The organism is Streptomyces lancefieldiae (assembly GCF_031845825.1).
Lineage (GTDB): Bacteria > Actinomycetota > Actinomycetes > Streptomycetales > Streptomycetaceae > Streptomyces > Streptomyces lancefieldiae.
The window spans coordinates 1-23084 of record NZ_JAVRFH010000075.1 but is presented as its reverse complement, the minus strand read 5'-3'; the positions used below and the strand labels follow the sequence as shown (position 1 = coordinate 23084).

The window sequence follows — 23084 nt, the reverse complement described above, 5'->3', positions numbered from 1 at the left end:
ATGCGGGACCGTCCGCATCCGGCGCTTCTCAGCCGGTGAAGGTTGTCGCACGTGGTGTCCGTCCGGCGGCGCGAGGCTGGGCGCGACAGGTCGTTCGCGCCGCCGGACGGGGTCGTGGGGCCTCTCGCCGGAACCCGAGGGCTTCTCCCGGGATCCCGAAGAGGCGGGTGGCCGGGACCGCGGCGGTGCGACGGGGCCGGGATCCTCCTCCCCTCAGGTCGTAGGAGGAGCTCCCGGGCCCTTCACCACCGCACTGGCTCGCAGGCCGCCGCGGTCCTCGTCCTGCCCGCGCCGGCGCCGGGCGGTCACCCCTCATCCGGGCCGCTCCGGCGCCTTCGCAGGCCGCGCACACGGTCCCGGCCTCCCCGCCGGGTCCCGTGCGCGAGCTGGTGGGTCAGTCCTCGCGCAGGGCGCGGACCGCCTCCTCCACGCGCTTGCCGTACTCCGGGTCGGCGGCGTGGAAGTGCGCGAGGTTCTTCTGGACCACGTCCTCGCGGGAGACCTGGGACAGGCCGCCGGCGATGTTCGCGACCAGACGCTTCTTCTCGTCCTCGGCCATCAGCCGGTACAGCTCACCGGCCTGGAAGAAGTGGTCGTCCTTGGTGTGCAGCGGCGCCTCGTGGGTGCCGGTGTGGCCGGACACCGCGAGCGGCGCGGCCAGCGGCCGGCCGGTCTCGACCGGGCCGTCGTACGAGTTCGGCTCGTAGTTCTTGGCGGCACGGCCCTGGGAGTTGGAGGCCATCAGACCGTCGCGGCCGTAGTTGGCGGCCCCGCCGGGCACCGCCTTCGGGGCGTTCACCGCGAGCTGGGTGTGGTTGACGCCCAGCCGGTAGCGGTGCGCGTCCGCGTAGGCGAACAGGCGGCCCTGGAGCATCTTGTCGGGGGAGGGGCCGATGCCCGGAACGAAGTTGTTCGGGGAGAACGCGGCCTGCTCGACCTCGGCGAAGACGTTGTCCGGGTTGCGGTCCAGCACCAGCCGGCCCACGCGGCGCAGCGGGTAGTCGCTGTGCGGCCACACCTTGGTCACGTCGAACGGGTTGAAGCGGTAGTTCGCCGCCTCGGCCACCGGCATGAGCTGCACGTGCAGGGTCCAGGACGGGTGCACGCCCCGCTCGATCGCCTGCACCAGGTCCGTCTGGTGCGAGGTCGGGTCCTGGCCGGCGATCTCGGCGGCCTGGTCGGCGGTCAGGCAGCGGATGCCCTGGTCGGTCTTGAAGTGGTACTTGACGAAGAAGGACTCGCCCTTGGCGTTCGTCCACTGGTAGGTGTGCGAGCCGAAGCCGTCCATGTGGCGGTACGACGCCGGGATGCCGCGGTCGCCCATCAGCCAGGTCACCTGGTGCGTGGCCTCGGGGGAGTGCGCCCAGAAGTCCCAGACGTTGTCCGGCTCCTGACGGCCCGAGAACGGGTCGCGCTTCTGCGAGTGGATGAAGTCGGGGAACTTGATCGGGTCCTTGATGAAGAACACCGGGGTGTTGTTGCCGACGAGGTCGTAGTTGCCCTCCTCGGTGTAGAACTTCACGGCGAAGCCGCGCGGGTCGCGGACCGCGTCCGCGCCGCCGAGCGAGTCGGCCACGGTGGAGAAGCGCAGGAAGACCTCGGTGCGTTTGCCGACGGTGCTCAGGAAGTCGGCGTGCGTGTAGCCGGTGACGTCGTCGGTCACCTCGAAGTGGCCGTAGGCGCCGGAGCCGCGGGCGTGCACCACGCGCTCCGGGATGCGCTCGCGGTTGAAGCGGGCGAGCTTCTCCAGGAGGTGCTGGTCCTGGATCAGGAGGGGGCCGCCGATGCCGGCGGAGGCGGAATTCTGGTTGTCTGCGACCGGGGCGCCGGACTCCGTGGTGAGAGTTCGCGCCGTGAGCTCGCGCTGCGACATCGTGGACCTTCCGTGCGAGGGGTCAGCGGAAACTTGTTTCCGCTTCGTGGAGCCTAGGTTTGGGTGCGGGGCGCGTCAACACTTTGTTGAAGTGGGTTCCGGGCGGCACCGCCGCTCGGGCGCGACATGACAGGTGTCAGCGGCGGCGCCGCCCGGAGGTCTGGTGCGGACGTACGTCAGACCTGGGCGCCGGACAGGCGCTCCACGGCCCGCAGCAGGGCCGAGTGGTCCAGGCCGCCGTCGCCCTGGGCGCGCAGCGAGGCGACCAGCTGGGCCACCACGGCGCCGACCGGCAGCGCGGCGCCGACGTTGCGGGCGGCGTCGGTGACGATGCCCATGTCCTTGTGGTGCAGGTCGATGCGGAAGCCCGGCTTGAAGTCGCGGGCCAGGAAGTTGTCCTTCTTCCGCGTCAGCACGGTCGAGCCGGCCAGGCCTCCGTTGAGAACGTCGAGGGCGGCCTTCAGGTCCACGCCCGACTTCTCCAGGAAGACCACGGCCTCGGCGCACGCCTGGATGTTCACGGCGACGATGAGCTGGTTGGCGGCCTTCACGGTCTGGCCCGAGCCGTGCGGACCGCACAGCACGATGGTCTTGCCGAGGGCCTCCAGCAGCGGCTTGGCCTCGTCGAAGTCGGCCTGCTCGCCGCCGACCATGATGGACAGCACGGCCTCGATGGCACCGGCCTCGCCGCCGGACACCGGGGCGTCCAGCACGCGGACGCCCTTGTCCTTCGCCGCCTTCGCGAGGTCGACGGAGGTCTGCGGGGTGATCGAGGACATGTCGACCAGCAGCGCGCCGGACCTCGCGTTCTCCAGGATGCCGTCGGGGCCGTACGCGATGGCCTCGACCTGCGGCGACGCGGGCACCATGGTGACGACGACGTCGGCGTCGCGCACCGCCTCGGCGATCGAGCCGGCCACGGTGCCGCCGGCGGCGGCCAGACGGTCCAGCTTCTCCTGCTCCAGCGTGAAGCCGGTGACCTGGTAACCCGCCTTGATCAGGTTCTCCGACATGGGGGATCCCATGATGCCGAGACCGATCCAGGCGACCTTGGGGAGCGTGCTCATGATGCGTGCCTCTCTGAAAAGTTCCTGCGGGGTGGCGCTCAGCGGGCCGCGCGGGCCTCGGCCGGCAGCCAGTCGAAGGCCTCGGCGCTCGGACGGTCGCCCGGCTTGTACTCCAGGCCGACCCAGCCGTCGTAACCGGCCTTCCTCAGCCGGTCGAGCAGCTCGTCCAGCGGGAGCGAGCCCGTGCCCGGGGCGCCGCGGCCGGGGTTGTCGGCGATCTGCACGTGGCCGGTCTTCGCGGCGTACGCGTCGATCACCTGCGGCAGGTCCTCGCCGTTCATGGACAGGTGGTAGAGGTCCATGAGGAACTTGGCGTTGCCGAGCCCGGTGGCCTCGTTGACCTTGTCGACGACCGCGACGGCGGCCGGCGCCGACACCAGCGGATACAGCGGCGACTCGGGCTTGTTGAGCGCCTCGACCAGCAGGATCGCGCCGATCCGGTCGGCCGCTCGGGCGGCGAGGGCCAGGTTCTCCAGCGCGAGCGCGTCCTGCTCGGCCGGGTCCACGCCCTCGACGCGGTTGCCGTACAGGGCGTTGAGGGCCGTGCAGCCCAGCGACTTCGCGAAGTCGGCGGCCACGTCGACGTTGGCGCGGAAGCGGTCCGACTCCTCGCCCGGGACCGACAGGGCGCCGCGGTCGGGGCCCGGCAGCTTTCCGGCGTAGAAGTTCAGCCCGGTGAGCTGCACGCCCGCGTCCTCGACGGCCTTCTTCAGGGCGTCGAGCTCGGACTGACCGGGGGTGGGCGAGTCGATCCAGGGCCACCACAGCTCGACCGCGGTGAAGCCGGCCGCGGCGGCGGCCGCGGGGCGCTCCAGGAGCGGGAGTTCGGTGAAGAGGATCGACAGGTTGACGTTGAAGCGCTGGTCTGCGGCGGTGCTCAACTTGAAACCTGGCATCGGGTGCCGCGCTCCCTTCCGTTCGCTCATGTTCCGTATTACGGAAGTTCGTTTCTGCGTAATGGAAGATTGCCGGTGGAGCGAGGCCCTTGTCAAGAGGGGTCGGCGGAAACCGTCACGGCGCGTTAGGTTGACCGGGTGCGATTGAGAGTGGAGTTCACGACCGAGCCCTTCGACCTGGACGAGGCGCCCGCGCACGCGGTGGTCGCCCGTGAGGTCGTCGAGGCCGCGGAGCTGGACGAGGTCGACGTGGGCCCGTTCGGCAACACCGCCGAGGGGCGCGCCGACGCGGTGCTCACCGCCGTGGACGCGCTGCTGCGCCGGACCCTGGAGGCGGGCGCCACCCGGATCTCGCTCCAGGTCAACGTGGTCGATGAGAGCGGGCGGTGAGCGGCGTGGGGGAGGAGCCCTTCATCGCCGCCGTGAAGCCCCTGGTCGACGCCATCGGCGGCGAGATGCTCCCGCTGGACGAGGCGGGCCAGGACGACGTCGTGCTCTCCTGGGAGGGCGCCGAGGTCGCCGCCGTGCGCCTGCCGCAGCTCGCCGACTCCCTGGACCACATCCTCGCCGCGATGGAGCGCCGGCACGGCAGGCCGCTGGCGGACCTGGACCGCAAGGCCAAGCAGGAGGTCGTACGCACCCTGGAGGCGCGCGGCGCCTTCTCCGTACGGCACGGCGTGGAGACCGTCGCGAGCGCGCTCGGCGTCAGCCGCTTCACCGTCTACAACTACCTCAACCGCGAGAAGGGCGCCTGACACGAGCGGGCCGTCCGACCGGCCACAACCTCCTGAACAGCAGGCCGCCGCCCGGTAACCGGGCGGCGGCTTTTGTTACTCCGAATTTTCAACAAAGTGTTGACGCGTTGTTTCGGAGGGCGTTAGCTATCGGCACGCCCGTCCAGCACAAGGCCACGGAGGCTCCCGTGACGTCCATTTCCGCGTCGGGCCTGGCCCGATTCAACGCTCTCGAGGAGTCCGCGGCGCTCGCCGAACTCCACGAGGCGTGTGCCTCCACGGCGTGGGCCCGGCAACTGCTCGCAGCCCGCCCCTTCGCCACCACCGAGGACCTGTACGCCGCAAGCGACGCCGCCATGGCCGAGCTGACGGCGGCGGACCTCGCCCAGGCGATGGCGGGGCATCCGCCGATCGGCCGCCCCAAGCCGGGTGACCCGACCTCCTCCCGCGAGCAGGCGGGAATGGCCGGCGCCTCGGAGGAACTCAAGGCGGAGATGCTCGAACTCAACCTGGCCTACCAGGAGAAGTTCGGCCACGTCTTCCTCATCTGCGCCACCGGCCGGACCGGCGAGCAGATGCGGGAGGCGGCTCTGGAGCGGATCGGCAACTCGCCCGAGCAGGAGCGGGAGATCGTCCGCACCGAACTGGGGAAGATCAACCGCATCCGCCTGACCCGACTCGTCGAACAGGACGCCTGACCATGAGCACCAGCACCACCGCCTCCGTGTCCACGCACATCCTGGACACCAGCGTCGGCCGCCCCGCCGAGGGCGTCGCCGTCCAGCTCGCCGCCCGCTCGGGCAGCGAAGCGGACTGGCAGGCGCTCGGCGGCTCCGCGACCGACGCCGACGGCCGGTGCAAGGACCTCCCGGCACTGCCGGAGGGCACCACACACGTACGGCTCGACTTCGACACCGAGACGTACTTCGCCAAGAAACAAGCCGCGGCCCAGCAGGACGCCCCCGCGCTCCGGGACAGCGAGAACGGCCGGCCGGTGTTCTTCCCCGAGGTCACCATCACCTTCGCGGTGGTGCCCGGTGAGCACTACCACGTTCCGCTGCTGCTCAACCCGTTCGGCTACTCCGTTTACCGAGGGAGCTGACCGACACATGACCCGCTTCGTCCTGGGACAGAACCAGTACGGCAAGGCAGAGAACCGCGTTGTCAAGATCACGCGTGACGGCGACACGCACCACATCAAGGACCTGAACGTCTCCGTCGCCCTCTCCGGCGACATGGAGGAGGTCCACCGCAGCGGCTCCAACGAGAACGTCCTGCCGACCGACACCACCAAGAACACGGTGTTCGCCTTCGCCAAGGAGCACGGGATCCAGAGCGCCGAGGACCTCGGCGTCAAGCTCGCCCGCCACTTCGTGGACAACAACGAGCCCATCCACCGGGCCCGCATCCGCATCGAGGAGTACGGCTGGGAGCGGATCGAGACCTCGAAGGGCGGCGCCCGCTTCGTAGGCTCCGAGGAGATCGCCCACTCCTTCGTCCGCAAGGGCCAGGAGACCCGCGTCGCGCAGATCACCTACGACGGCCACGGCATCCAGGTGCTCTCCGGCTTCAAGGACCTGACCGTCCTGAACTCGACCAACTCCGAGTTCTTCGGCTTCCTGAAGGACAAGTACACCACCCTCCAGGAGGACCACGACCGCATCCTCGCCACCACCGTCTCCACCTGGTGGCGGCACAACTGGGACGGCATCGACTCGCACGCACCCGACTGGGACCGCTCGTACGCCGGGGTGCGCAAGCACGCGCTGCAGGCGTTCGCCGAGACGTACTCGTACTCGCTCCAGCAGACCCTCTTCGAGATGGGTGTGCGGGTGCTGAACTCCCGCGACGAGGTCGACGAGATCCGCTTCTCGATGCCCAACAAGCACCACTTCCGCTCGGACCTGTCGCCCTTCGGGATCGACAACGAGGCCAAGGACGGCGCCGTCTACTACGCCGCCGACCGCCCCTACGGCCTGATCGAGGCCACGATCCTGCGCGACGGCGCCGAGCAACTCATCCCGGTCGACATGACCAACCTCTGACGCGGGACGCGCGCCACCGGCCCGGCCGCCGGGGCGGGTGGCGCGCCACACCGGAGGGAACACCATGGCACAGCCTGCAACGGAGCCGGCGAAAGGCTCAAGTTCCACCCCGTCACCGCAGCACACCGAGGACGCCGTCACGTCCGTGCACCCGGTCGACGAGAAGCTCCACCCCTCGCGGCTCGTCCCCGCCGCACTCCAGCACATCGCCGCCATGTACGCGGGCGTTGTCACTCCTCCGCTCATCATCGGCCAGGCCGTCGGACTCGACCTCGAGGGCCGCACCCGGCTGATCGCCGCGAGCCTGCTCATCGCGGGCGTCGCCACCCTGCTCCAGACCCTCGGCGTCAAGGGCTTCGTCGGCAACCGGCTCCCCTTCGTCAACGCCGCCTCCTCGGCCGGCATCGCCCCCATCCTCGCCATCGCCGAGACGAACGGCGACGGCAGCCAACTCCCCGCCATCTACGGCGCGGTGATGGTCGCCGGTGTCTTCTGCCTGGCCGTCGGCCCGTTCTTCGGCCGCCTGCTCCGCTTCTTCCCGCCCCTGGTCACCGGCGTGGTCATCACCCTCATCGGCGTCACGTTGATGCCGGTCCCGGTCGGCTGGGCCCAGGGCGGCGACAAGGCCGCCGCCGACTTCGGCTCGATGCGCAACCTCGCGCTCGCCGCCTTCACCCTCGCCGTCATCCTCGTCATCCAGCGCTTCGGCAGGGGCTTCGTCAAGCAGGTCGCCCTGCTCTTCGGCCTGCTCATCGGCACCCTGGTCGCCATCCCGGCCGGCCTGGCGGACTTCAGCGCGCTGAAGTCCGCGCCGGTCGCCGCGCTGCCCACGCCGTTCGCCTTCGGCGCCCCCGAGTTCCAGCCCGCCGCGATCCTGTCCCTGTGCATCGTGATGCTCGTGCTGATGACCGAGTCCAGCGCCGGCATGCTCGCCCTCGGCGAGATCTGCGACCGCCGCGCCGACGCCAAGGTCATCACCCGCGGCCTGCGCACCGACGGCCTCGCCACCCTGGTCGGCCCCGTCTTCGGCGGCTTCCCCACCTCGGCCTTCGCCCAGAACGTCGGCGTCGTCTCCCTCACCCGGGTCCGCAGCCGCTACGTCGTCGCCGTCGCCGGCGCCACCCTGCTGGTCCTCGGCGCCTTCCCGGTCCTCGGCGCGGTGGTCTCCCTGGTCCCGATGCCGGTCCTCGGCGGCGCGGGCATCGTCCTCTTCGGCTCGATCGCCGTCAGCGGCATCCGTACGCTGTCCGAGGCCGGACTGGAGGACAGCTCCAACATCATCCTGGTGGCCGTGGCGCTCGGCGCGGGCATCATCCCGCTGGCCGCGCCGACCTTCTACGCCGAGTTCCCGGCCTGGGCGCAGACCGTCCTCGGCTCCGGCATCAGCGCCGGCGCGCTCGTCGCGGTCACGCTCAACCTGTTCTTCCACCATCTCGGCACCCGGAGCCGCAGCACGGTTCCGGCACTCAAATCCTCCTAGGGTCCTGCCGTGCCCTCCCCGTGGGTACTCGACTTCCCGCCCACGGGCCTCACTGAAAGACAAGGAAGCAGCATGGCAGCATCATCGGCAGCCGAGCGCATCGTCATCGAGAACTGTGCCATCGCGACCGTCGACGCGGACGACACCGAGTACGCCTCGGGCCACGTCGTCCTGGCCGGCAACCGGATCGAGTCCGTCGGCGCGGGGCGGGCACCGGAGGGTCTGGCGAACGTCGTACGCCGGATCGACGCGACCGGCCACCTGGTCACGCCCGGCCTGGTCAACACCCATCACCACTTCTACCAGTGGATCACCCGGGGCCTGGCCACCGACCACAACCTGTTCGACTGGCTGGTCGCGCTGTACCCGACCTGGGCGCGCATCGACGAGCCGATGGCGTACGCGGCGGCCCAGGGATCGCTCGCGATGATGGCCCGCGGCGGCGTCACCACCGCCATGGACCACCACTACGTGTTCCCGCGGGGCTCCGGCGACCTGTCCGGCGCGATCATCCGCGCCGCCCGCGAGACCGGCGTCCGCTTCACCCTCGCCCGCGGCTCCATGGACCGCGGCGAGTCGGACGGCGGGCTGCCGCCGGACTTCGCCGTGGAGAGCCTGGACGGCGCGCTCGCCGCCACCGAGGCCACCGTCAGGGAACACCACGACGCCTCCTTCGACGCGATGACCCAGGTCGCCGTCGCCCCCTGCTCCCCCTTCTCCGTCTCCACCGAACTGATGCGCCAGGGCGCGGAACTGGCCCGCCGGCTCGGCGTTCGGCTGCACACCCACGGCTCGGAGACCGTGGAGGAGGAGAAGTTCTGCCACGAACTGTTCGGCATGGGCCCGACCGACTACTTCGAGTCCACCGGCTGGCTCGGCGAGGACGTGTGGATGGCGCACTGCGTCCACATGAACGACTCCGACATCGCCGCCTTCGCCCGCACCGGGACCGGCGTCGCCCACTGCCCGTCCTCCAACGCGCGACTGGCCGCCGGCATCGCCCGCGTCCCCGACATGCTCGCCGCCGGTGTGCCCGTCGGCCTCGGCGTCGACGGCACCGCCTCCAACGAGTCCGGCGAACTCCACACGGAGCTGCGCAACGCCCTGCTCATCAACCGGCTCGGCGCCCACCGCGAAGCCGCGCTGAACGCCCGCAAGGCACTGCGCCTCGGCACCCACGGCGGGGCCCGGGTCCTGGGCCGGGCCGCCGAGACCGGATCCCTGGAGGCGGGCAAGCTGGCCGACCTGGTGCTGTGGCGGATGGACACCCTCGCCCACTCCTCGATCGCCGACCCGGTGACCGCCCTGGTCCTCGGCGCCGCCGCCCCGGTCACGGCGTCGTTCGTGAACGGCCGTCAGATCGTCGAGAACGGCAGGCTGCTCACCGTCGACGAGGACGCCGTCGCCCGCTCCACGCGCGACGAGGCGCAGCGGCTGGCGCGCATCGCCGCACAGGGCTGACCGACGCGGCAGCCGGTCCGCCGGCCGTCACGCCCGTACAACCGAACACCACTTGATCTCCGGCCGGGAGGGACGGCTCCCGGCCGGTAACCGTGGACCCGAGCGGGGTCCACGGTGGCCGTCTCCGGGGCGTGCGTTCCCTGCGCACGCCCCCGGAGCGGTCCCCGTTTCCCCGAACGGGGTCCGTCCCGGTCCCGCACGACCACCAGCACCACCTCCCTGACACCCGCGTCAGAGCCGACGTGTAACCGACCGGAGGAACGCCGCCGTGGCCGACCACCCTGTTGACGAGAAACTCCCGCCACTCAAGATGGCGACGACCGGCCTGCAGCACGTGGCCGCGATGTACGCCGGAGTCGTCGCCCCGCCCCTGATCGTCGGCGCGGCCATCGGCCTCTCCGCCACCGAACTCACCTTCCTCACCGGCGCCTGCCTGTTCACCGCGGGCCTCGCCACCTTCCTGCAGACCCTCGGCATCTGGAAGATCGGAGCCCGTCTCCCCTTCGTCAACGGCGTCACCTTCGCCGGCGTCGCCCCCATGACCGCGGTCGTCGCCTCCACCGACGACAAGTCCGACGCGCTGCCGATCATCTTCGGCGCGGTCATCGTCGCCGGAGTCCTCGGCTTCTTCGCGGCCCCCTTCTTCAGCAAGGCGATCCGCTTCTTCCCGCCGGTCGTCACCGGCACGGTGATCACCCTCATCGGCATCTCCCTGCTGCCCGTCGCCTTCGGCTGGGCCCAAGGACCCAGCCCCACGGCCGACGACTTCGGCTCGGCGACCAACCTGGGCCTGGCGGGGATCACCCTCGTCGTCGTCCTGCTCCTGCGCCGCTTCACCCGCGGCTTCGTGAAGCAGATCGCGGTGCTGCTCGGCCTGGTCGCGGGCACGCTCATCGCGATCCCGTTCGGCGTCACGGACTTCGGGCCGGTCGCGGACGCGGACGTCGTCGGCTTCCCGACCCCGTTCCACTTCGGCGCCCCGCAGTTCCAGGTCGCCGCGATCCTCTCCATGTGCGTGGTGATGGTGGTCTCGATGACCGAGTCCACCGCCGACATGCTCGCCCTCGGCGAGATCGTGGACCGACCGGCGGACGAGAAGACCATCGCGGCCGGCCTGCGCGCCGACACCCTCGGCTCGGCGATCAGCCCGGTCTTCAACGGCTTCATGTGCAGCGCCTTCGCACAGAACATCGGCCTGGTCGCGATGACCAAGATCCGCAGCCGCTACGTCGTCGCCGTGGGCGGCGGGTTCCTGGTGCTGATGGGCCTGTGTCCCATGGCCGCCTCGCTCATCGCCGTCGTACCGCGCCCGGTGCTCGGCGGCGCCGGCGTGGTGCTGTTCGGCTCGGTCGCGGCCAGTGGCATCCAGACCCTGGTGCGGGCGAGCCTGGACAAGGACAACAACGTCCTGATCGTGGCGGTCTCCCTGGCCGTCGGCATCATCCCGATCGCGGCGCCGGAGTTCTACCACGCCTTCCCGGAGAACGCGAAGATCATCCTCGACTCGGGCATCTCGACGGGCTGCGTGGCCGCCGTCCTGCTCAACCTGGTCTTCAACCACATCGGCGGCCGGGAGCGGGACGCGGAGGACGTGACCCACCCCATGGAGGCGGGGGAGGAGATCACCGAGGCGTCCCGGGCAGCGGTCACGCCGTGACCCCGAGGGCCTGACGCGGACGGGCCGGTGCCTCTCGCATCGTGGAGAGGCACCGGCCCGGCGTCAACGGGACTCAGGAGAGCGCCACGCAGGTGTTCTCGATGACGCGGCCACCGCGGTCCAGGCCACCGCAGACGAGCAGCGGCTCCCCGCTGAACTCGCGGTTGACGGTGAACCGCGCCTTCGACACTCCGGCCGCGCTTTTCGCGTAGTCACGCACGAAACCACGCAAGGTCCCGGTCAGTCCGTCCCTCGTCGTGACGGTGATGTCCTGGACGTAGTCCTTGCCCTGGTGCGCGGTGTTGACGCAGATGTAGGTGCCGCACTTGGTCGACACCTCGGCGCTCGCCGGTACCGCCGTCACCAGGCCGAACGCGCATGTTCCGGCGAGTGCCACCGCGACCGTCGTCAACCGTCGCCGCGCGCTGGTCACCGACCGAACCATCTTCTGACGTGCGTGCATCGCGTGTTCCCCTCAGTGGCTGTCCCTGAGCTGTTTCGGAGACGATTCATGCTGACACGCACTTATAGCGATGCATATGGGGGCATTAGTTCGCCGGTTAACCCGAATCGCCACGTTCTGCCGCCCGCGACACCGGGCATCGGCGGGCCTTGCCGACCACGCCGGGCCGGTCCTCACAGGCCGAACATCCCCGGCCGAGACGCCAGTTCCTTGAAACGCTGGCGGGGATCGGCCACCAGCCTGCGCTCGCGCAGGTCCATGAGCCCACCGACCGCCTCGATCTCGGCCGCCACGGTGCCGTCCGCCTTGCGGATGGTCTGCCGCATCCGGAACGTCTTGCCCTCGCCCCACTCGAAGGCGCACGTCACCTCGACCTCGTCACCGGCGAGCAGCTCCCGCCGGAAGCGGAGCGTCGTCTCCAGGGCCACGGGCCCGACCCCCCGGGCCACCAGGTCCGCCTGCCGGACACCGGCCGCCTGGAGCAGCGACCAGCGGGCGTGCTCGGCGTAGTTGAGGTACACGGCCTGGTTCAGGTGTCCCTGCGTATCGGTCTCGTACCCGCGGACCGTCACGGGGACGGAAAACGGCTCGCTCACCGCTGCTGCCTCTCGTCGTCGACGTACGGACAGGTCGATCCTGGCACGGAGGTGTCAGACCTTCCGAGGGGAGGCGAGCAGGTAACGGGCCCGCGTGCGCGGCTCGGTGTGCTCCCCGACCTGCCACCCCGCCCGCTCCAGCGTCCCCGCACAGCCCCGCAGGGCGGTGCCGTCCGGCTCGTACACGGCGACGGCCTCCGGCTGCGGTGTCGCGCGCACCCGGTACCCGTCGCCGCCGTCCGGGCCCGCCGGACGGTGCCCGGCCGCCTCCAGGGCGAGCGCGGCGGCCCGTACGAGATGCGTCCGCTCCCATCCGCAGGGCCGGTCCGTGCTCCCGTCGGGATGCGTCATCCGACGCAGCTCCAGCAGCCCCTGCCAGGCGCTTCGCACCTCACGCAGCCGGGCGGGCCCCGCATCGCCCGGCGCGGCCTCCTCCCCGCCCACCCGCGCGGCGAACACGTCCCCGGCGGCCGGTGCGGCGGGCCCGGGGGCCACCGGTGCGGCAGCCGCGTCCGGCTCGTCCGGGGCCTCCCGTATCCGATGCCCGGCCGGCGTCAGGAAGTGGTCGTGCGGCGGACGCGGATGCCGGAAGGCGAGCCCCCGCTTCACCAGCGCCGCGAGCTGGGACTCCGGGCCCTTCAGGCGCCCGGTCACGGGGTCGGCGGCGGCGATGACGCGCCGCTGCGCGGCGGTCGGCGACAGAGCCACGGCGCCCCTCCTTCCCTCACCGGTCACGCCTTCGAAGACTACGACGGGGGTCTGACATTCCACGCGGCGATCACCGGCCGCGCGTGCTCGGTACTCAGCCGGCACAGCGTGCCCGTCCCCAACTGGAACAGCGCCCCGTCCGCCGGCGGAAGCCCCAGGTGCCGCGCGGTCAGCACCCGCAGGAAGTGCCCGTGCGCCACCAGCACCACACACCCCTCGGTGTTGGCGAACGCGGCCTCCACCCGGGCCAGCACCCGGTCGGCCCGCTCCCCGACCTGCTCCGGCGTCTCCCCGGGATGCTCCTCAGGCCCGGGCGCCACCCCGTCCGTGAACAGGAACCAGTCCGGCCGCGTCCGGTGGATCTCGACCGTCGTGATCCCCTCGTACCCGCCGTAGTCCCACTCGTGCAGGTCCGGCTCGATCCGCACGTCCTGCAAGCCGATCAGCTCGGCCGTCTCCCGGGCCCGCTGGAACGGACTGACGAACGCGGCCCCGATCCGGTGCGACCGGATCAACGGCACCAGGCTCCGCGCCTGCTCCCGCCCGTGCTCGGTCAGCGGCACGTCCGTCAGCCCGGTGTGCCGCCCGGACCGCGACCACTCGGTCTCACCGTGCCGCACCAGAAAAAGATCACCCATGCCCCCAGGCTACGACCCGCGCCCCGGTTCGCCCCGAAATTCCGGCTGCTCGGTCGAGCAAGCCGCCGACGCCGGGCTCCGTTGCTCGGAGAACGTCCACCGCTCAGCCGTCACGACTGCCGATGTCGTCGTCTGCGTCGTGAACGATCACGAGACGGTGAACACGGACTACCGGGCGGCGCTCGCGGACTCGGAGCGGGAGCAGTGGGGATACGTTCCCGGTCGAGTCGGACAAGCATCGACCTGCCGTGAAGTGCTACTTCGTCGAAGGCGTGGGCTTGACCTGTGTGCTCGTCGATGGGTTGCGTGGTCCCCAGGTCACCTGCGAGGGGATCTGCTTGATCGGCGCGGTCAAAGGCTCCTCAGTGCAGCGGCGCTGGGGCTGCCGGCTTCTGCCGTGTACATCACCAAGGACAAGCCTGCGCCGGGCAGGCTGAGGGTGTGCCGGTCGATTTCCAGCTCGCCCAGTGTGGGGTGATGCAGGTGTTTTCGCACGCTGGGCATGGGGCGCACGGCGTGGTTACGCCAGCTGCTCGCGAAATCCGGATCGTGGACGGCGAACTCGTTGATCAGCTCTGCGAGCACGTTGTCCGTGGGGTACCGGACGCTGGCCGCGCGCAGTTGAGCGGCTGTGTGTTGAGAGAAATCCGTCTCCGAACCGGGCGCGCCGGTGCAGAGGGTGTCACGGAATCTGGTCGAGATGCGCGTGATGTTGCGCTCGTCAGGTGTGAGACGAGAAAAGTCTGTGATCAGAGCTGCGGCTGCTGCGTTCCAGGCGACGATGTCCTGCCGGTCGTTGACGATGTAAGCAGGGATGCCGTCAAGTCTGCCGAGTAGCTGTTGGGCGTCCTCGGGTACGTGCTCTGGCGCGCCGTCGTTCTCTGCCGGCAGCACTTGTCCGGCCAGGCGGGCCAGATGGTCACGCTCTGCTTCAGTGAGCCGGAGAGCCGTCGCCAGCGCGGACAGCACCTGCGGTGAGGGGCGGGGTGCCCGTGCCCGTTCCAGTCGTTCGTAGTAGCTCACCGACACCTGTGCCAGGGCGGCTACCTCTTCGCGGCGCAGTCCGGGTGTGCGACGGGCGCGGCGGCTTGGTGGAAGCGTCGCTTCGGCCGGCACGTCTTCTGGTCGCAGGTCCTCGCGGCGGCGGCGGAGAAAGTCTGCGAGTTCCTGGCTGCTCACTCCTTCATGGTGTCACAGGAGGGACAGCCGAGCCTCGCACTGTCGGTCCGGGGCTCAGCTGTCCGTTCCCCGCCCGCAACTCCGCTGCGCATGGTGTTCCGGTCGGTTTGTCGACCACGAGGAGGAACGGTGTCCAGCACACCTGAGGAAACTTTTCGCCGCATGATCGACCTGATGCTGGCCAAGGACATGAACGCCGTGGCAGATCTGTGGGCGCCCGACGGAATCGCGGAATTCCCTTTCGCGGCCGGGAACTCCGCTCGCGTTCTCCGCGGACGTGAGGAGGTACGCGCCTACCTCGCTCACTATCCGGAGCTGATGGACATGACGGAGGTGGCCGCGCTCACCGTGCGGTCCACGGATCAAACGGACACCGTCGTGGTGGAGTGGACGGCCACCGGCCGCACCGTGGCCACCTCCCAGCCCTACCGTCTGGACTACATCGTGGTTCTGACGGTCCGTGACGGGCTGATCGCTCTGTTCCGGGATTACTGGAGCCCGCTGTCGGCGGCCGTCGCTGCCGGAGGTCTCGCCGGGCTGATCGACTCGCTCGAAAGGAACGACGCCTGATGTCCGGAGTGCTCGTGACCGGAGGGACCGGCAAGACCGGCAAGACGCTGGTGCAACTGCTCCGCAGCGCCGGCGTGCAGGCTCGGGTCGCCGGCCGGAACCCGGCCGCAGCCGATCCTGACGCGATCCGCTTCGACTGGAACGACCCGACCACGTACGGGCCCGCGCTCGACGGGATGGACCGGGTCTTCCTGCTTGCACCGGTGGAGAGTGTGGACCCGCTACCGCTGGTCGAGCCCTTCCTGCGCCAAGCGGAGCGGGCCGGTATCCGGCGCCTCGTGATGCTCGGCTCGGCCATTGTGCTGCCGAACGCGCCCAGCGCTGTGGAGATGGCCGCTCAGGTTCGGGCTCTGCCAGGAGGTGTCGTACTCCGCGCGTCTGGCTTCATGCAGAACTTCCTGCGCCCGCACCCACTGGCCGAGCACATCCATCGCCTCGGTGAGATCCGCACCGCAGCCGGTGACGGCGAGCTGGGGTGGGTCGATGCGCGGGACATCGCGGCCAGTGCTGCCGCGCTGCTGGCTGACCTGGGGGTGGACGCTCGAAGCGACTACCTGATCACCGGGCCGCGCGGGATGAGCTATCCACAGGCCGCGCAGATCATCACCGCGCAGACCGGCAGACAGGTTCGGGTGGAGCGTATTACGGAGAAGGAACAGGCCGCCGCCTACCATTCCTCCGGAATGCCGACGGAGTTCGCTGACGCCCTTGCCGCCGTCGAGCGCGGAATCGAGGAAGGACGCGAGAACCAAGTCAGCACTGCGGTGCTCGAACTGACCGGCCGTCCACCGCGCGCCTTTGCCGAATTCGTCTCCGATCACGCGTACGAGTGGACGCAGTAGTGCCGCGGCGTCCTCGTTCCACCGAGGACACCTGCTCCTCGCCGTAACCGATCGCCGTGCTCAACTCGGCCTGCGTCAGGCCGGCTCGCTCCTGGCACATCTCCCAACTCCCCGCCTCCGACGTGGAGTCCGGCAGCGGACTCCTCCTCGTCGAGGCGCCGGCCACCCACTGGGGGACGACGTACGGCGACCCGTACACCAAGACCGTGTGGTGCGAGGTCGCCCTCGCCGGGGCCGCGCCTACTGCCGGTAGCCGCTGAGGAAGCGGCCGATCCGTCCGATCGCCGCCTCCAGGTCCTCCGCGTGGGGGAGGGTGAGGATGCGGAAGTGGTCGGGGGTCGGCCAGTTGAAGCCGGTGCCCTGGACCACCTGGATCTTCTCCCGCAGCAGCAGGTCCAGGACGAACTTCTCGTCGTCGTGGATCTTGTGGACCTTCGGGTCGATGCGCGGGAACGCGTACAGCGCGCCCTTCGGCTTCACGCACGAGACGCCGGGGATCTCGTTCAGCTTCTCCCAGGCCACGTTCCGCTGTTCGTGGAGTCGGCCGCCGGGAGCGGTCAGCTCGCGGATCGACTGGCGGCCGCCGAGCGCGGCCTGGATGGCGTACTGGGCGGGAGCGTTGGCGCACAGGCGCATGGAGGCCAGCATGGTCAGGCCCTCCAGGTAGCTCTTCGCGTGCTGCTTCGGGCCCGTCACCACCAGCCAGCCGGAGCGGAAACCCGCCACCCGGTACGTCTTGGACAGGCCGCAGAAGGTGAGGACCACCAGGTCGGGGGCGAGGGACGCGGCCGAGTGGTGGACGGCGTCGTCGTACAGGATCTGGTCGTAGATCTCGTCGGCGAAGACCATCAGGCCGTGCCGGCGGGCCAGGTCGAGAATGCCCTCGACGATCTCCTTGGGGTAGACGGCGCCGGTGGGGTTGTTCGGGTTGATGATGACGACCGCCTTGGTGCGGTCGGTGATCTTCGACTCCATGTCGGCCAGGTCGGGGTACCAGTCCGCCTGTTCGTCGCAGAGGTAGTGCACCGCCTTGCCGCCGGCGAGGGTCGTCACCGCCGTCCACAGGGGGAAGTCGGGGGCGGGGATCAGGACCTCGTCGCCGTCCTCCAGCAGGGCCTGCACGGCCATGGACACCAGTTCGGAGACGCCGTTGCCGAGGAAGACGTCGTCCACGTCGACCTCCAGGCCGAGGGCCTGGTAGCGCTGGGCGACGGCCCGGCGGGCGGAGAGGATGCCGCGGGAGTCCGTGTAGCCGTGCGCCTGCGGCAGCATGCGGATCATGTCCTGGAGGATCTCCTCCGGCGCCTCGAAACCGAAGACGGCCGGGTTGCCGGTGTTCAGGCGCAGCACGCTGTGCCCCGCCTCCTCCAGCGCGTTGGCGTGCTCGATCACGGGGCCGCGGATCTCGTAGCAGACCTCGCTGAGCTTGTTCGACTGCCGGAACTCCATGCGCGGCTTCCCCTCCGGTGACTGTTGTTGCTTGGTTTTACCAAGTGGGAGCTTGGAAAGTCCAACAACTTGTCTACACTGCGTCGCATGTCACCTCGCCGAAGCTACGACCAGTACTGTTCCGCCGCCCGCGCGCTCGACGCCGTCGGCGACCGCTGGACCCTGCTGATCGTCCGCGAGCTCCTGGCCGGTCCGCGGCGTTACACCGACCTGCACGCCGACCTGCCCGGCGTCAGCACGGACGTACTCGCCTCGCGGTTGAAGGACATGGAGCGCGAAGGGCTGACGACCCGGCGCCGACTTCCCCCGCCCGGGGCGGCGTACGTTTACGAACTCACTCCGCGCGGCGGGCGGTTGCTGCCGGTGCTGGAGGCGCTGGGCGCGTGGGGTGCCGGTGAGCTGGGAGAGCGGCGGCCCACGGACGCCGTACGCGCGCACTGGTTCGCGCTGCCCCTGCTGCGGGCCCTGCGGGAGGCCGGGGCGGGGGAGGGGCTGGTCGAAGTCCGGCTGGACGAAGGGGACTTCCACCTGCATGCCGGTGCGGAGGAGGAGGGCCCGGTGTACGGCGACGGCCCCGCGCCGGGGGAGCCCGATGCCCGACTCGTGCTGGACGCGGAGACGTGCGCGGCGCTCAGCCGCGGGGAGCTGGGTCTGCGGGACGCGGTGCGGGACGGCCGGGTCGAGGTGACCGGCGACGGCACTGCGGCCAAGGTGCTCAGGGAAGCGTGAAACGGCAGGAGGCCCGCGGCGCGGGCCTCCTGCCCGAGCGTCACACCGTGGGCGGCACCCGCGTGGGCCGGCCCGACCCGCGGGTCAGCGCGTATCCGCCGATGCCCGCCAGCGCGGCCAGCAGACCTCCGACGCCCGTCCAGACCCACCGGTCCGACCACCAGCCCGACGACCAGCCGTCCTCGGGCTCGATCGCGGACAGCACGGCACCGCGCTCGGAGTCGTCGTTCTCGTCCTTCCCGGACTTCACCGCGATGCCCGGCACCAGCGGCTCGGACAGCGAACCGTCCACCGCCGCCGCACCGCCGATGTCCTTGGAGTCCACCTGGACCTCCGCGCCGACCGGGACACCGAGGTCGGACGTCGGCAGGTTCACCGCGGTCAGCCGGACGTAGTACGTGCCCGGCAGCGGGTCGTTCGCCCACGGCTCCGACCAGGCGCGCACCGTGCGCAGCACGCAGGCCAGCTCCACGGAGGGGGTGCCCTGGGCCGCGGTGCGGGTCTGGGCACCCCACTGGCAGGCCTGGCGGCGGCGCAGACCGTCGTAGACGTCGATCCGCCAGGTCTCGGCGGCGTGCGTCTCGGGCAGCTCGACCGTGGCTCTCACGGTGGGGCGCTGCCCCGCGTCCGCCGGGAACGACCAGTACAGGTAGTCACCCGCGGAGCCGTTCGCCGTGGCTCGCTGCCCCTGCTCGATCTCGGCCGCCGTCCGGAAGGACGTGCCCGCCGAGGTCGGCGCACCGCCGTCCTTCGACGGGCTCGCGGAGGGCGAGGTGTCCGCCGCCGCGGGGGTCGCGGCGAGGCCGAGCAGCAGCGCGGCCGCGCCCAGTGCACGTGTGACACGCATCAGTTGGTCCTCCAGACCGCGAACCGCCAGCGCGACAGCCAGCCCCACAGCAGGCCGGCGAGGAAACCGACGAGCACCAGCACGCCGAGCAGCCACCAGCCTCGTCCGAGGCCGAAGGCGGCCACGTCGTCGGCGTCGCTCGGGCCGTCCACGACGTCGACCGTCAGCTCCAGCGGCAGACCGGGCGTGGTCTTCACCCCGGAGGCGACGGAGAAGGAGTTGGTGACCTGGAGACATACGGTCTCGGCCGGGGCGTCCTCCTCGTCGCTCTCCGCCTTCGGGTAGCGCAGCCCGGTCGAGATGACGTCCGTACGGCCGTTGTCCGCCGCCTCACCGCGCACGATCTCGCGGCCGTGCACCGTGACCGCGCGCAGCAGCACCCCGTAGGACGGGGTCACGGCGCGGTCGGCGGCCACGCTCACCGAGGCGCGCAGCTCCTGACCCGGCTCCACGTCCACCCGGTACCAGCGCTGCTGTCCGAACTCCTCGCGGTCGGTGTACAGCCCCGACTTCAGCGTCGGCGCCTCGGTGCAGACGTCCGTGCCCTCGGTGGCGACCGGTGTCACCACCGGGTCGGCGGCCCGGTCCACCAACTGGTTCACCTTGTCGGTGAGTTCCTCGGTGTGCTCCACCGAGGTGTAGGTGCCGCCGGTCGCCTCGGCGATGCAGCTGAGCTGCCGCCGCATCTTGGCGTTGGGGACCAGACCCAGCGTGTCGATGGTCAGCCCGATGCCCTTGGCGGCGATCTCGCGGGCCACCTCGCACGGGTCGAGCGGCGCGCAGGTGTCCTCGCCGTCGCTGATCAGCACGATCCGCTTGGAGCCGTTCCCGCCGTCGAGGTCGTCGGCCGCCTTGAGCAGCGCGGGGCCGATCGGCGTCCAGCCGGTGGGCGACAGGGTCGCCACCGCCGTCTTGGCCTCGGTGCGGTCCAGTGGGCCGACCGGGTAGAGCTGCGCGGTGTCCTTGCAGCCCGTCTTGCGGTCGTCGCCCGGGTAGTCGGCGCCCAGGGTCCGGATGCCGAGCTGTACTTCCTCCGGCGTCGCGTCGAGCACTTCGTTGAACGCCTGCTTCGCCGCGGCCATGCGGGTACCGCCGTCGATGTCCCGGGTCCGCATCGAACCGCTGACGTCGAGCACGAGGTCGACCTTCGGCGCTTCCGCACCCGTGGGCTCACCGGCCGCCGCCCCGGTCGGGAGGGCGATCCCGGCCGTCAGCGCGGCGAGCAGGGCACAGGCACCCGCCGCCAGCCGTGTTCTTGTGATCATCGGCGGATCCTATTGATCAAAGGTGCCCGGCTCCAAAACGACGGGTGGCTTCGCCTGGTCTTGACGGACGCCCCGTCAGGCCGTGCCGCCGTGCTCCACGGCCGACGTGAACAGCCCTGCCGGACGCGCCCGGTGGAGGACGGCGACCGTGAACCCGTCGGTGATCCTCCCGTCGGCCATCGTCCCCTCCGCCTCGGCCGGCGCCACCGCGACCGCCCGCCTGATCGCCTCCGCCTCGGCCGGCGCGCCGGGGCCACCGTCGTGGGTCGCGCGGAGATCTCCTCCTCCGTCTCCCGTACGGCGTTCTCGTCGCCGGTCGCACCCGGGTCCCCGGGCGGGGGGCACGGGCGCGCGGCGGTCAGTCGGTGGTCCCCCGGGATTCGACGAGGGGGGACCGGTGCCGGTCGACTATTCCCTCGACGATTCTCATCAGTCGGTCCCCCGCCCGGTCGATGCTGCCGTTCTGCGTGCTGACCTGGGCGCCTTCGAGGACGAAGGTGATCTCGGCGGCGGCCTGCTCGGGGTCGGGCAGCCCGGCCTCGGCGCACAGGGCGACCAGCCTGCGGGTCTGCCGAGCCTTGTGCTCCTCGATCACCTGCCGCGCCGGATGGGAGCGGTCGGGCAGCTCGGCGAGGGAGTTGATGAACGGGCAGCCCCGGTGCGAGAGGGTCGGCAACCCCTCGGCGATGAAACGGGCCACGCCGAGGATCTGCTCCTCGGGGCGGCCGGGGTATTCGGCCTCGACCCGGTCGAAGGCCGCCTGGTAGTCGGCGGCGAGGATCCGCAGCCACTCCGCGACCAGGGCGTCCTTGGTCTCGAAGTGCCGGTAGATCGCCATCTTGGTGGTCTCGGCCCGCTCGGCGATCGCCTGGACGCCCACCCGCCGGATCCCCTCGTTCTGGAAGAGCTCTTCCGCCGCGTCGAGGATGCGCTCGCGAGGCGGCAGTTTCGCCACCCTGCTCGGCCTGCTGGCGGTCGATGTCATGACGGCTCCGTGGCGTTCGGTCGGCGGGCGGGCCTTGTGCCCTCTGCTACGGTACCAATCCGTCCCGCGTGATACCGATCGGTATCGTGCGGTACTTGTCGGTAACGTTCTTCCCCCGGGAGTGACAGTGAGAGTGACCGAGTACGTGACCTTCGACGCGGTCGGGCTCGCGGAGCTGGTGGCCAAGGGCGAGGTGACCCCCGCCGAACTGGAGGCAGCCGCACGTGAGGCCGTCCGCGCGGTCGATCCGCGGATCAACGCGGTCGTGGAGACCTGGCCGGCCGACGACGAGCCCACCCCCGGCGGCACGCCGCTGGCCGGGGTCCCTTTCCTGATCAAGGACATCGGTGTCTCCATGGCCGGCCGGCGGATGGAGCTGGGCAGCCGGCTCGCGGCCGGCCACGTCGCCGGCGCCGACTCCTTCCTGATGGCGCGCTTCCGGCGGGCCGGCCTCGTGACGTTCGGGCGTACCGCCACGCCGGAGATGGCCTACAGCATCACGACGGAACCCGTGCTGTACGGCCCCACCCGCAACCCGTGGGACCCGGAGCGCAGCGCGGGCGGGTCCAGCGGGGGCGCGGGCGCGGCCGTCGCCGCCGGCGTGGTCCCGATCGCGCATGCCACCGACGCCGCCGGCTCACTGCGCATACCGGCCGCCTGCAACGGTCTCTTCGGGCTGAAGCCCACCCGTGGCCGGGTCTCCATGGGCCCCGACGTCGACGAGACCTTCAGCGGCCTGGCCGTGCACGGCAGCGTCAGCCGCACCGTACGCGACAGTGCGGCGCTGCTCGACCGGATGCGCGGCCCGGAACCGGGAGACCCCTACTTCGCCCAGCAACCGTCCCGGCCCTACACCGAGGAGGTCACCCGCCACCCCGGCAGGCTGCGGATCGGCGTCCTCCCCCAGGGGTGGGGCGGACGCCGCACCACCGCACCCGTGGCCGACGCGCTCGCCCGCACCGTGCGCCTGCTCGAGTCGCTCGGCCACCGGGTGACGGAGGCCGAGGTCGCCCTGGGGGCCGACTGGGAGGAGTTCGTCCTGGCCAACGCCCGTCTGTCGACGGTGAACCTCACGGCCTCGGTCGACGAACTGGCCGCTGCCTTCGGCCGGCCCGTCGATGCCACGACCCTCGAGCCGGCGACCCTCGCCGGCTATCACTACGGGCAGCGGGTCAGCGGCGCCCAGTTCGTCTCCGCCCTCGCGATCCGCAACCGGGTCGCCCGGAGCCTGGCACGGTATTTCGACGCCCACGACGTTCTGCTCACCCCGACCCTGCCGGAACTGCCCATGCCGTTGGACGCGTATGCCGAGGGCGCCGAGGCGCTGGACGGCCTCGGCTGGATCGACCGCCTCAACGACCGCTCGCCGTTCACCATGGCCTTCAACGTGGCGGGTACGCCCGCCATGTCCGTGCCCGTGACGGCAGACGCCGGGACGGGGCTCCCGGTCGGCATGCAGTTCGCCGCCGGTTACGGGCTCGAAGACCTCCTCTTCCGCCTCGCCGGGCAACTCGAACAGGCGAGCCCGTGGTCGGGCCGGACCCCGGCGGTGTGGGCGGGGAACCCCACGCGCCCCTGAGGTCCCCCGGCTCAGCCGCCT

At 70.9% G+C, this 23084-nt stretch carries 25 protein-coding genes; 13 read left to right on the top strand and 12 right to left on the bottom strand.

The annotated features are described in order from the left end of the window. Nucleotides 1-394: 394 nt before the first annotated feature. The 3 genes from RM812_RS37400 to RM812_RS37390 form a co-directional block, all read right to left on the bottom strand. Nucleotides 395-1873, bottom strand: coding sequence for a catalase (locus RM812_RS37400; protein ID WP_311584377.1), 1479 nt, complete (start codon nt 1871-1873; stop codon nt 395-397). Between the two features lie 176 nt (nt 1874-2049). Then, nucleotides 2050-2940: a 2-hydroxy-3-oxopropionate reductase gene (locus RM812_RS37395; RefSeq protein WP_311584374.1), complete on the bottom strand. Its 891-nt coding sequence runs from the start codon at nt 2938-2940 to the stop codon at nt 2050-2052. Nucleotides 2941-2978: 38 nt separating this feature from the next. After that, nucleotides 2979-3836, bottom strand: coding sequence for a TIM barrel protein (locus tag RM812_RS37390; protein ID WP_311584370.1), 858 nt, complete (start codon nt 3834-3836; stop codon nt 2979-2981). Between the two features lie 138 nt (nt 3837-3974). Between RM812_RS37390 and RM812_RS37385 the strand changes: the two genes are divergently transcribed. From RM812_RS37385 to RM812_RS37350, 8 genes are all read left to right on the top strand, one after another. Then, nucleotides 3975-4226, top strand: coding sequence for a thiamine-binding protein (locus RM812_RS37385; RefSeq protein WP_311584367.1), 252 nt, complete (start codon nt 3975-3977; stop codon nt 4224-4226). Continuing rightward, nucleotides 4223-4591: a helix-turn-helix domain-containing protein gene (locus tag RM812_RS37380; RefSeq protein ID WP_311584364.1), complete on the top strand. Its 369-nt coding sequence runs from the start codon at nt 4223-4225 to the stop codon at nt 4589-4591. The genes RM812_RS37385 and RM812_RS37380 overlap by 4 nt, the downstream gene beginning before the upstream one ends. A 167-nt stretch (nt 4592-4758) precedes the next feature. After that, entirely contained in the window at nt 4759-5268 is a 510-nt protein-coding gene (uraD, locus tag RM812_RS37375; protein ID WP_311584361.1) for a 2-oxo-4-hydroxy-4-carboxy-5-ureidoimidazoline decarboxylase, read from the top strand. Between the two features lie 2 nt (nt 5269-5270). Then, nucleotides 5271-5672, top strand: coding sequence for a hydroxyisourate hydrolase (gene uraH, locus RM812_RS37370; protein WP_311584358.1), 402 nt, complete (start codon nt 5271-5273; stop codon nt 5670-5672). A gap of 7 nt (nt 5673-5679) precedes the next feature. Next, nucleotides 5680-6615, top strand: coding sequence for a factor-independent urate hydroxylase (gene pucL, locus RM812_RS37365; RefSeq protein WP_311584355.1), 936 nt, complete (start codon nt 5680-5682; stop codon nt 6613-6615). 64 nt (nt 6616-6679) lie between these two features. After that, nucleotides 6680-8095 carry a nucleobase:cation symporter-2 family protein gene (locus tag RM812_RS37360; RefSeq protein WP_311584352.1) on the top strand — a complete coding sequence of 472 codons (1416 nt, stop codon included), beginning with the start codon at nt 6680-6682 and terminating at the stop codon, nt 8093-8095. Nucleotides 8096-8167: 72 nt separating this feature from the next. Next, nucleotides 8168-9556, top strand: a complete 1389-nt coding sequence (locus tag RM812_RS37355) for an 8-oxoguanine deaminase (protein ID WP_311584349.1) — start codon at nt 8168-8170, stop codon at nt 9554-9556. A 268-nt stretch (nt 9557-9824) separates the two neighbouring features. Continuing rightward, nucleotides 9825-11213 carry a nucleobase:cation symporter-2 family protein gene (locus RM812_RS37350; protein WP_311584346.1) on the top strand — a complete coding sequence of 463 codons (1389 nt, stop codon included), beginning with the start codon at nt 9825-9827 and terminating at the stop codon, nt 11211-11213. Between the two features lie 73 nt (nt 11214-11286). On the opposite strand, the gene RM812_RS37345 is transcribed toward RM812_RS37350, so the two are convergent. From RM812_RS37345 to RM812_RS37325, 5 genes are all read right to left on the bottom strand, one after another. After that, nucleotides 11287-11676 carry a hypothetical protein gene (locus RM812_RS37345; RefSeq protein WP_311584341.1) on the bottom strand — a complete coding sequence of 130 codons (390 nt, stop codon included), beginning with the start codon at nt 11674-11676 and terminating at the stop codon, nt 11287-11289. Nucleotides 11677-11849: 173 nt separating this feature from the next. Beyond that, nucleotides 11850-12272, bottom strand: a complete 423-nt coding sequence (locus RM812_RS37340) for an acyl-CoA thioesterase (RefSeq protein ID WP_311584338.1) — start codon at nt 12270-12272, stop codon at nt 11850-11852. Nucleotides 12273-12326: 54 nt separating this feature from the next. Then, complete coding sequence (locus tag RM812_RS37335) at nt 12327-12980, bottom strand: hypothetical protein (RefSeq protein ID WP_311584334.1); 654 nt, start codon at nt 12978-12980, stop codon at nt 12327-12329. A gap of 38 nt (nt 12981-13018) precedes the next feature. Then, the gene (locus RM812_RS37330) at nt 13019-13618 is read right to left on the bottom strand and encodes a histidine phosphatase family protein (protein WP_311584330.1); all 600 of its coding nucleotides are present in this window, start codon (nt 13616-13618) and stop codon (nt 13019-13021) included. A gap of 351 nt (nt 13619-13969) precedes the next feature. Continuing rightward, nucleotides 13970-14797: a helix-turn-helix transcriptional regulator gene (locus RM812_RS37325; protein WP_311584327.1), complete on the bottom strand. Its 828-nt coding sequence runs from the start codon at nt 14795-14797 to the stop codon at nt 13970-13972. A 162-nt stretch (nt 14798-14959) separates the two neighbouring features. On the opposite strand from RM812_RS37325, the gene RM812_RS37320 reads away from it, so the two are divergent. From RM812_RS37320 to RM812_RS37310, 3 genes are read left to right on the top strand one after another with little or no spacing between them, the layout of a single operon-like run. Beyond that, the gene (locus RM812_RS37320) at nt 14960-15367 is read left to right on the top strand and encodes a nuclear transport factor 2 family protein (RefSeq protein ID WP_311584380.1); all 408 of its coding nucleotides are present in this window, start codon (nt 14960-14962) and stop codon (nt 15365-15367) included. After that, complete coding sequence (locus RM812_RS37315) at nt 15367-16209, top strand: NAD(P)H-binding protein (RefSeq protein WP_311584324.1); 843 nt, start codon at nt 15367-15369, stop codon at nt 16207-16209. The genes RM812_RS37320 and RM812_RS37315 overlap by 1 nt, the downstream gene beginning before the upstream one ends. Before the next feature lie 56 nt (nt 16210-16265). Beyond that, nucleotides 16266-16469 (top strand): hypothetical protein, encoded by a 204-nt coding sequence (locus tag RM812_RS37310; RefSeq protein ID WP_311584321.1) that lies wholly within the window; start codon nt 16266-16268, stop codon nt 16467-16469. Here RM812_RS37310 and RM812_RS37305 read toward each other — a convergent pair. After that, nucleotides 16450-17658 carry a pyridoxal phosphate-dependent aminotransferase gene (locus RM812_RS37305; protein ID WP_311584318.1) on the bottom strand — a complete coding sequence of 403 codons (1209 nt, stop codon included), beginning with the start codon at nt 17656-17658 and terminating at the stop codon, nt 16450-16452. The two genes, RM812_RS37310 and RM812_RS37305, sit on opposite strands and share 20 nt — an antisense overlap. A gap of 87 nt (nt 17659-17745) precedes the next feature. Between RM812_RS37305 and RM812_RS37300 the strand changes: the two genes are divergently transcribed. Next, a complete protein-coding gene (locus RM812_RS37300) occupies nt 17746-18387 on the top strand; it encodes a helix-turn-helix domain-containing protein (RefSeq protein ID WP_311584315.1) in 642 nt (213 codons plus the stop codon). A 40-nt stretch (nt 18388-18427) separates the two neighbouring features. Here the strand turns inward: RM812_RS37300 and RM812_RS37295 are convergent, their stop codons facing one another. The 3 genes from RM812_RS37295 to RM812_RS37285 form a co-directional block, all read right to left on the bottom strand. After that, the gene (locus RM812_RS37295; RefSeq protein ID WP_311584311.1) at nt 18428-19234 is read right to left on the bottom strand and encodes a hypothetical protein; all 807 of its coding nucleotides are present in this window, start codon (nt 19232-19234) and stop codon (nt 18428-18430) included. Beyond that, the gene (locus tag RM812_RS37290; RefSeq protein WP_311584308.1) at nt 19234-20499 is read right to left on the bottom strand and encodes a VWA domain-containing protein; all 1266 of its coding nucleotides are present in this window, start codon (nt 20497-20499) and stop codon (nt 19234-19236) included. Before RM812_RS37290 ends, RM812_RS37295 begins: the two co-directional genes overlap by 1 nt. A gap of 358 nt (nt 20500-20857) precedes the next feature. Further along, nucleotides 20858-21484, bottom strand: a complete 627-nt coding sequence (locus tag RM812_RS37285; protein WP_311584306.1) for a TetR/AcrR family transcriptional regulator — start codon at nt 21482-21484, stop codon at nt 20858-20860. A gap of 127 nt (nt 21485-21611) precedes the next feature. Here RM812_RS37285 and RM812_RS37280 point away from each other — a divergent pair, with 127 nt between their 5' ends. Then, complete coding sequence (locus RM812_RS37280) at nt 21612-23063, top strand: amidase (protein ID WP_311584303.1); 1452 nt, start codon at nt 21612-21614, stop codon at nt 23061-23063. Nucleotides 23064-23084: the final 21 nt, after the last annotated feature.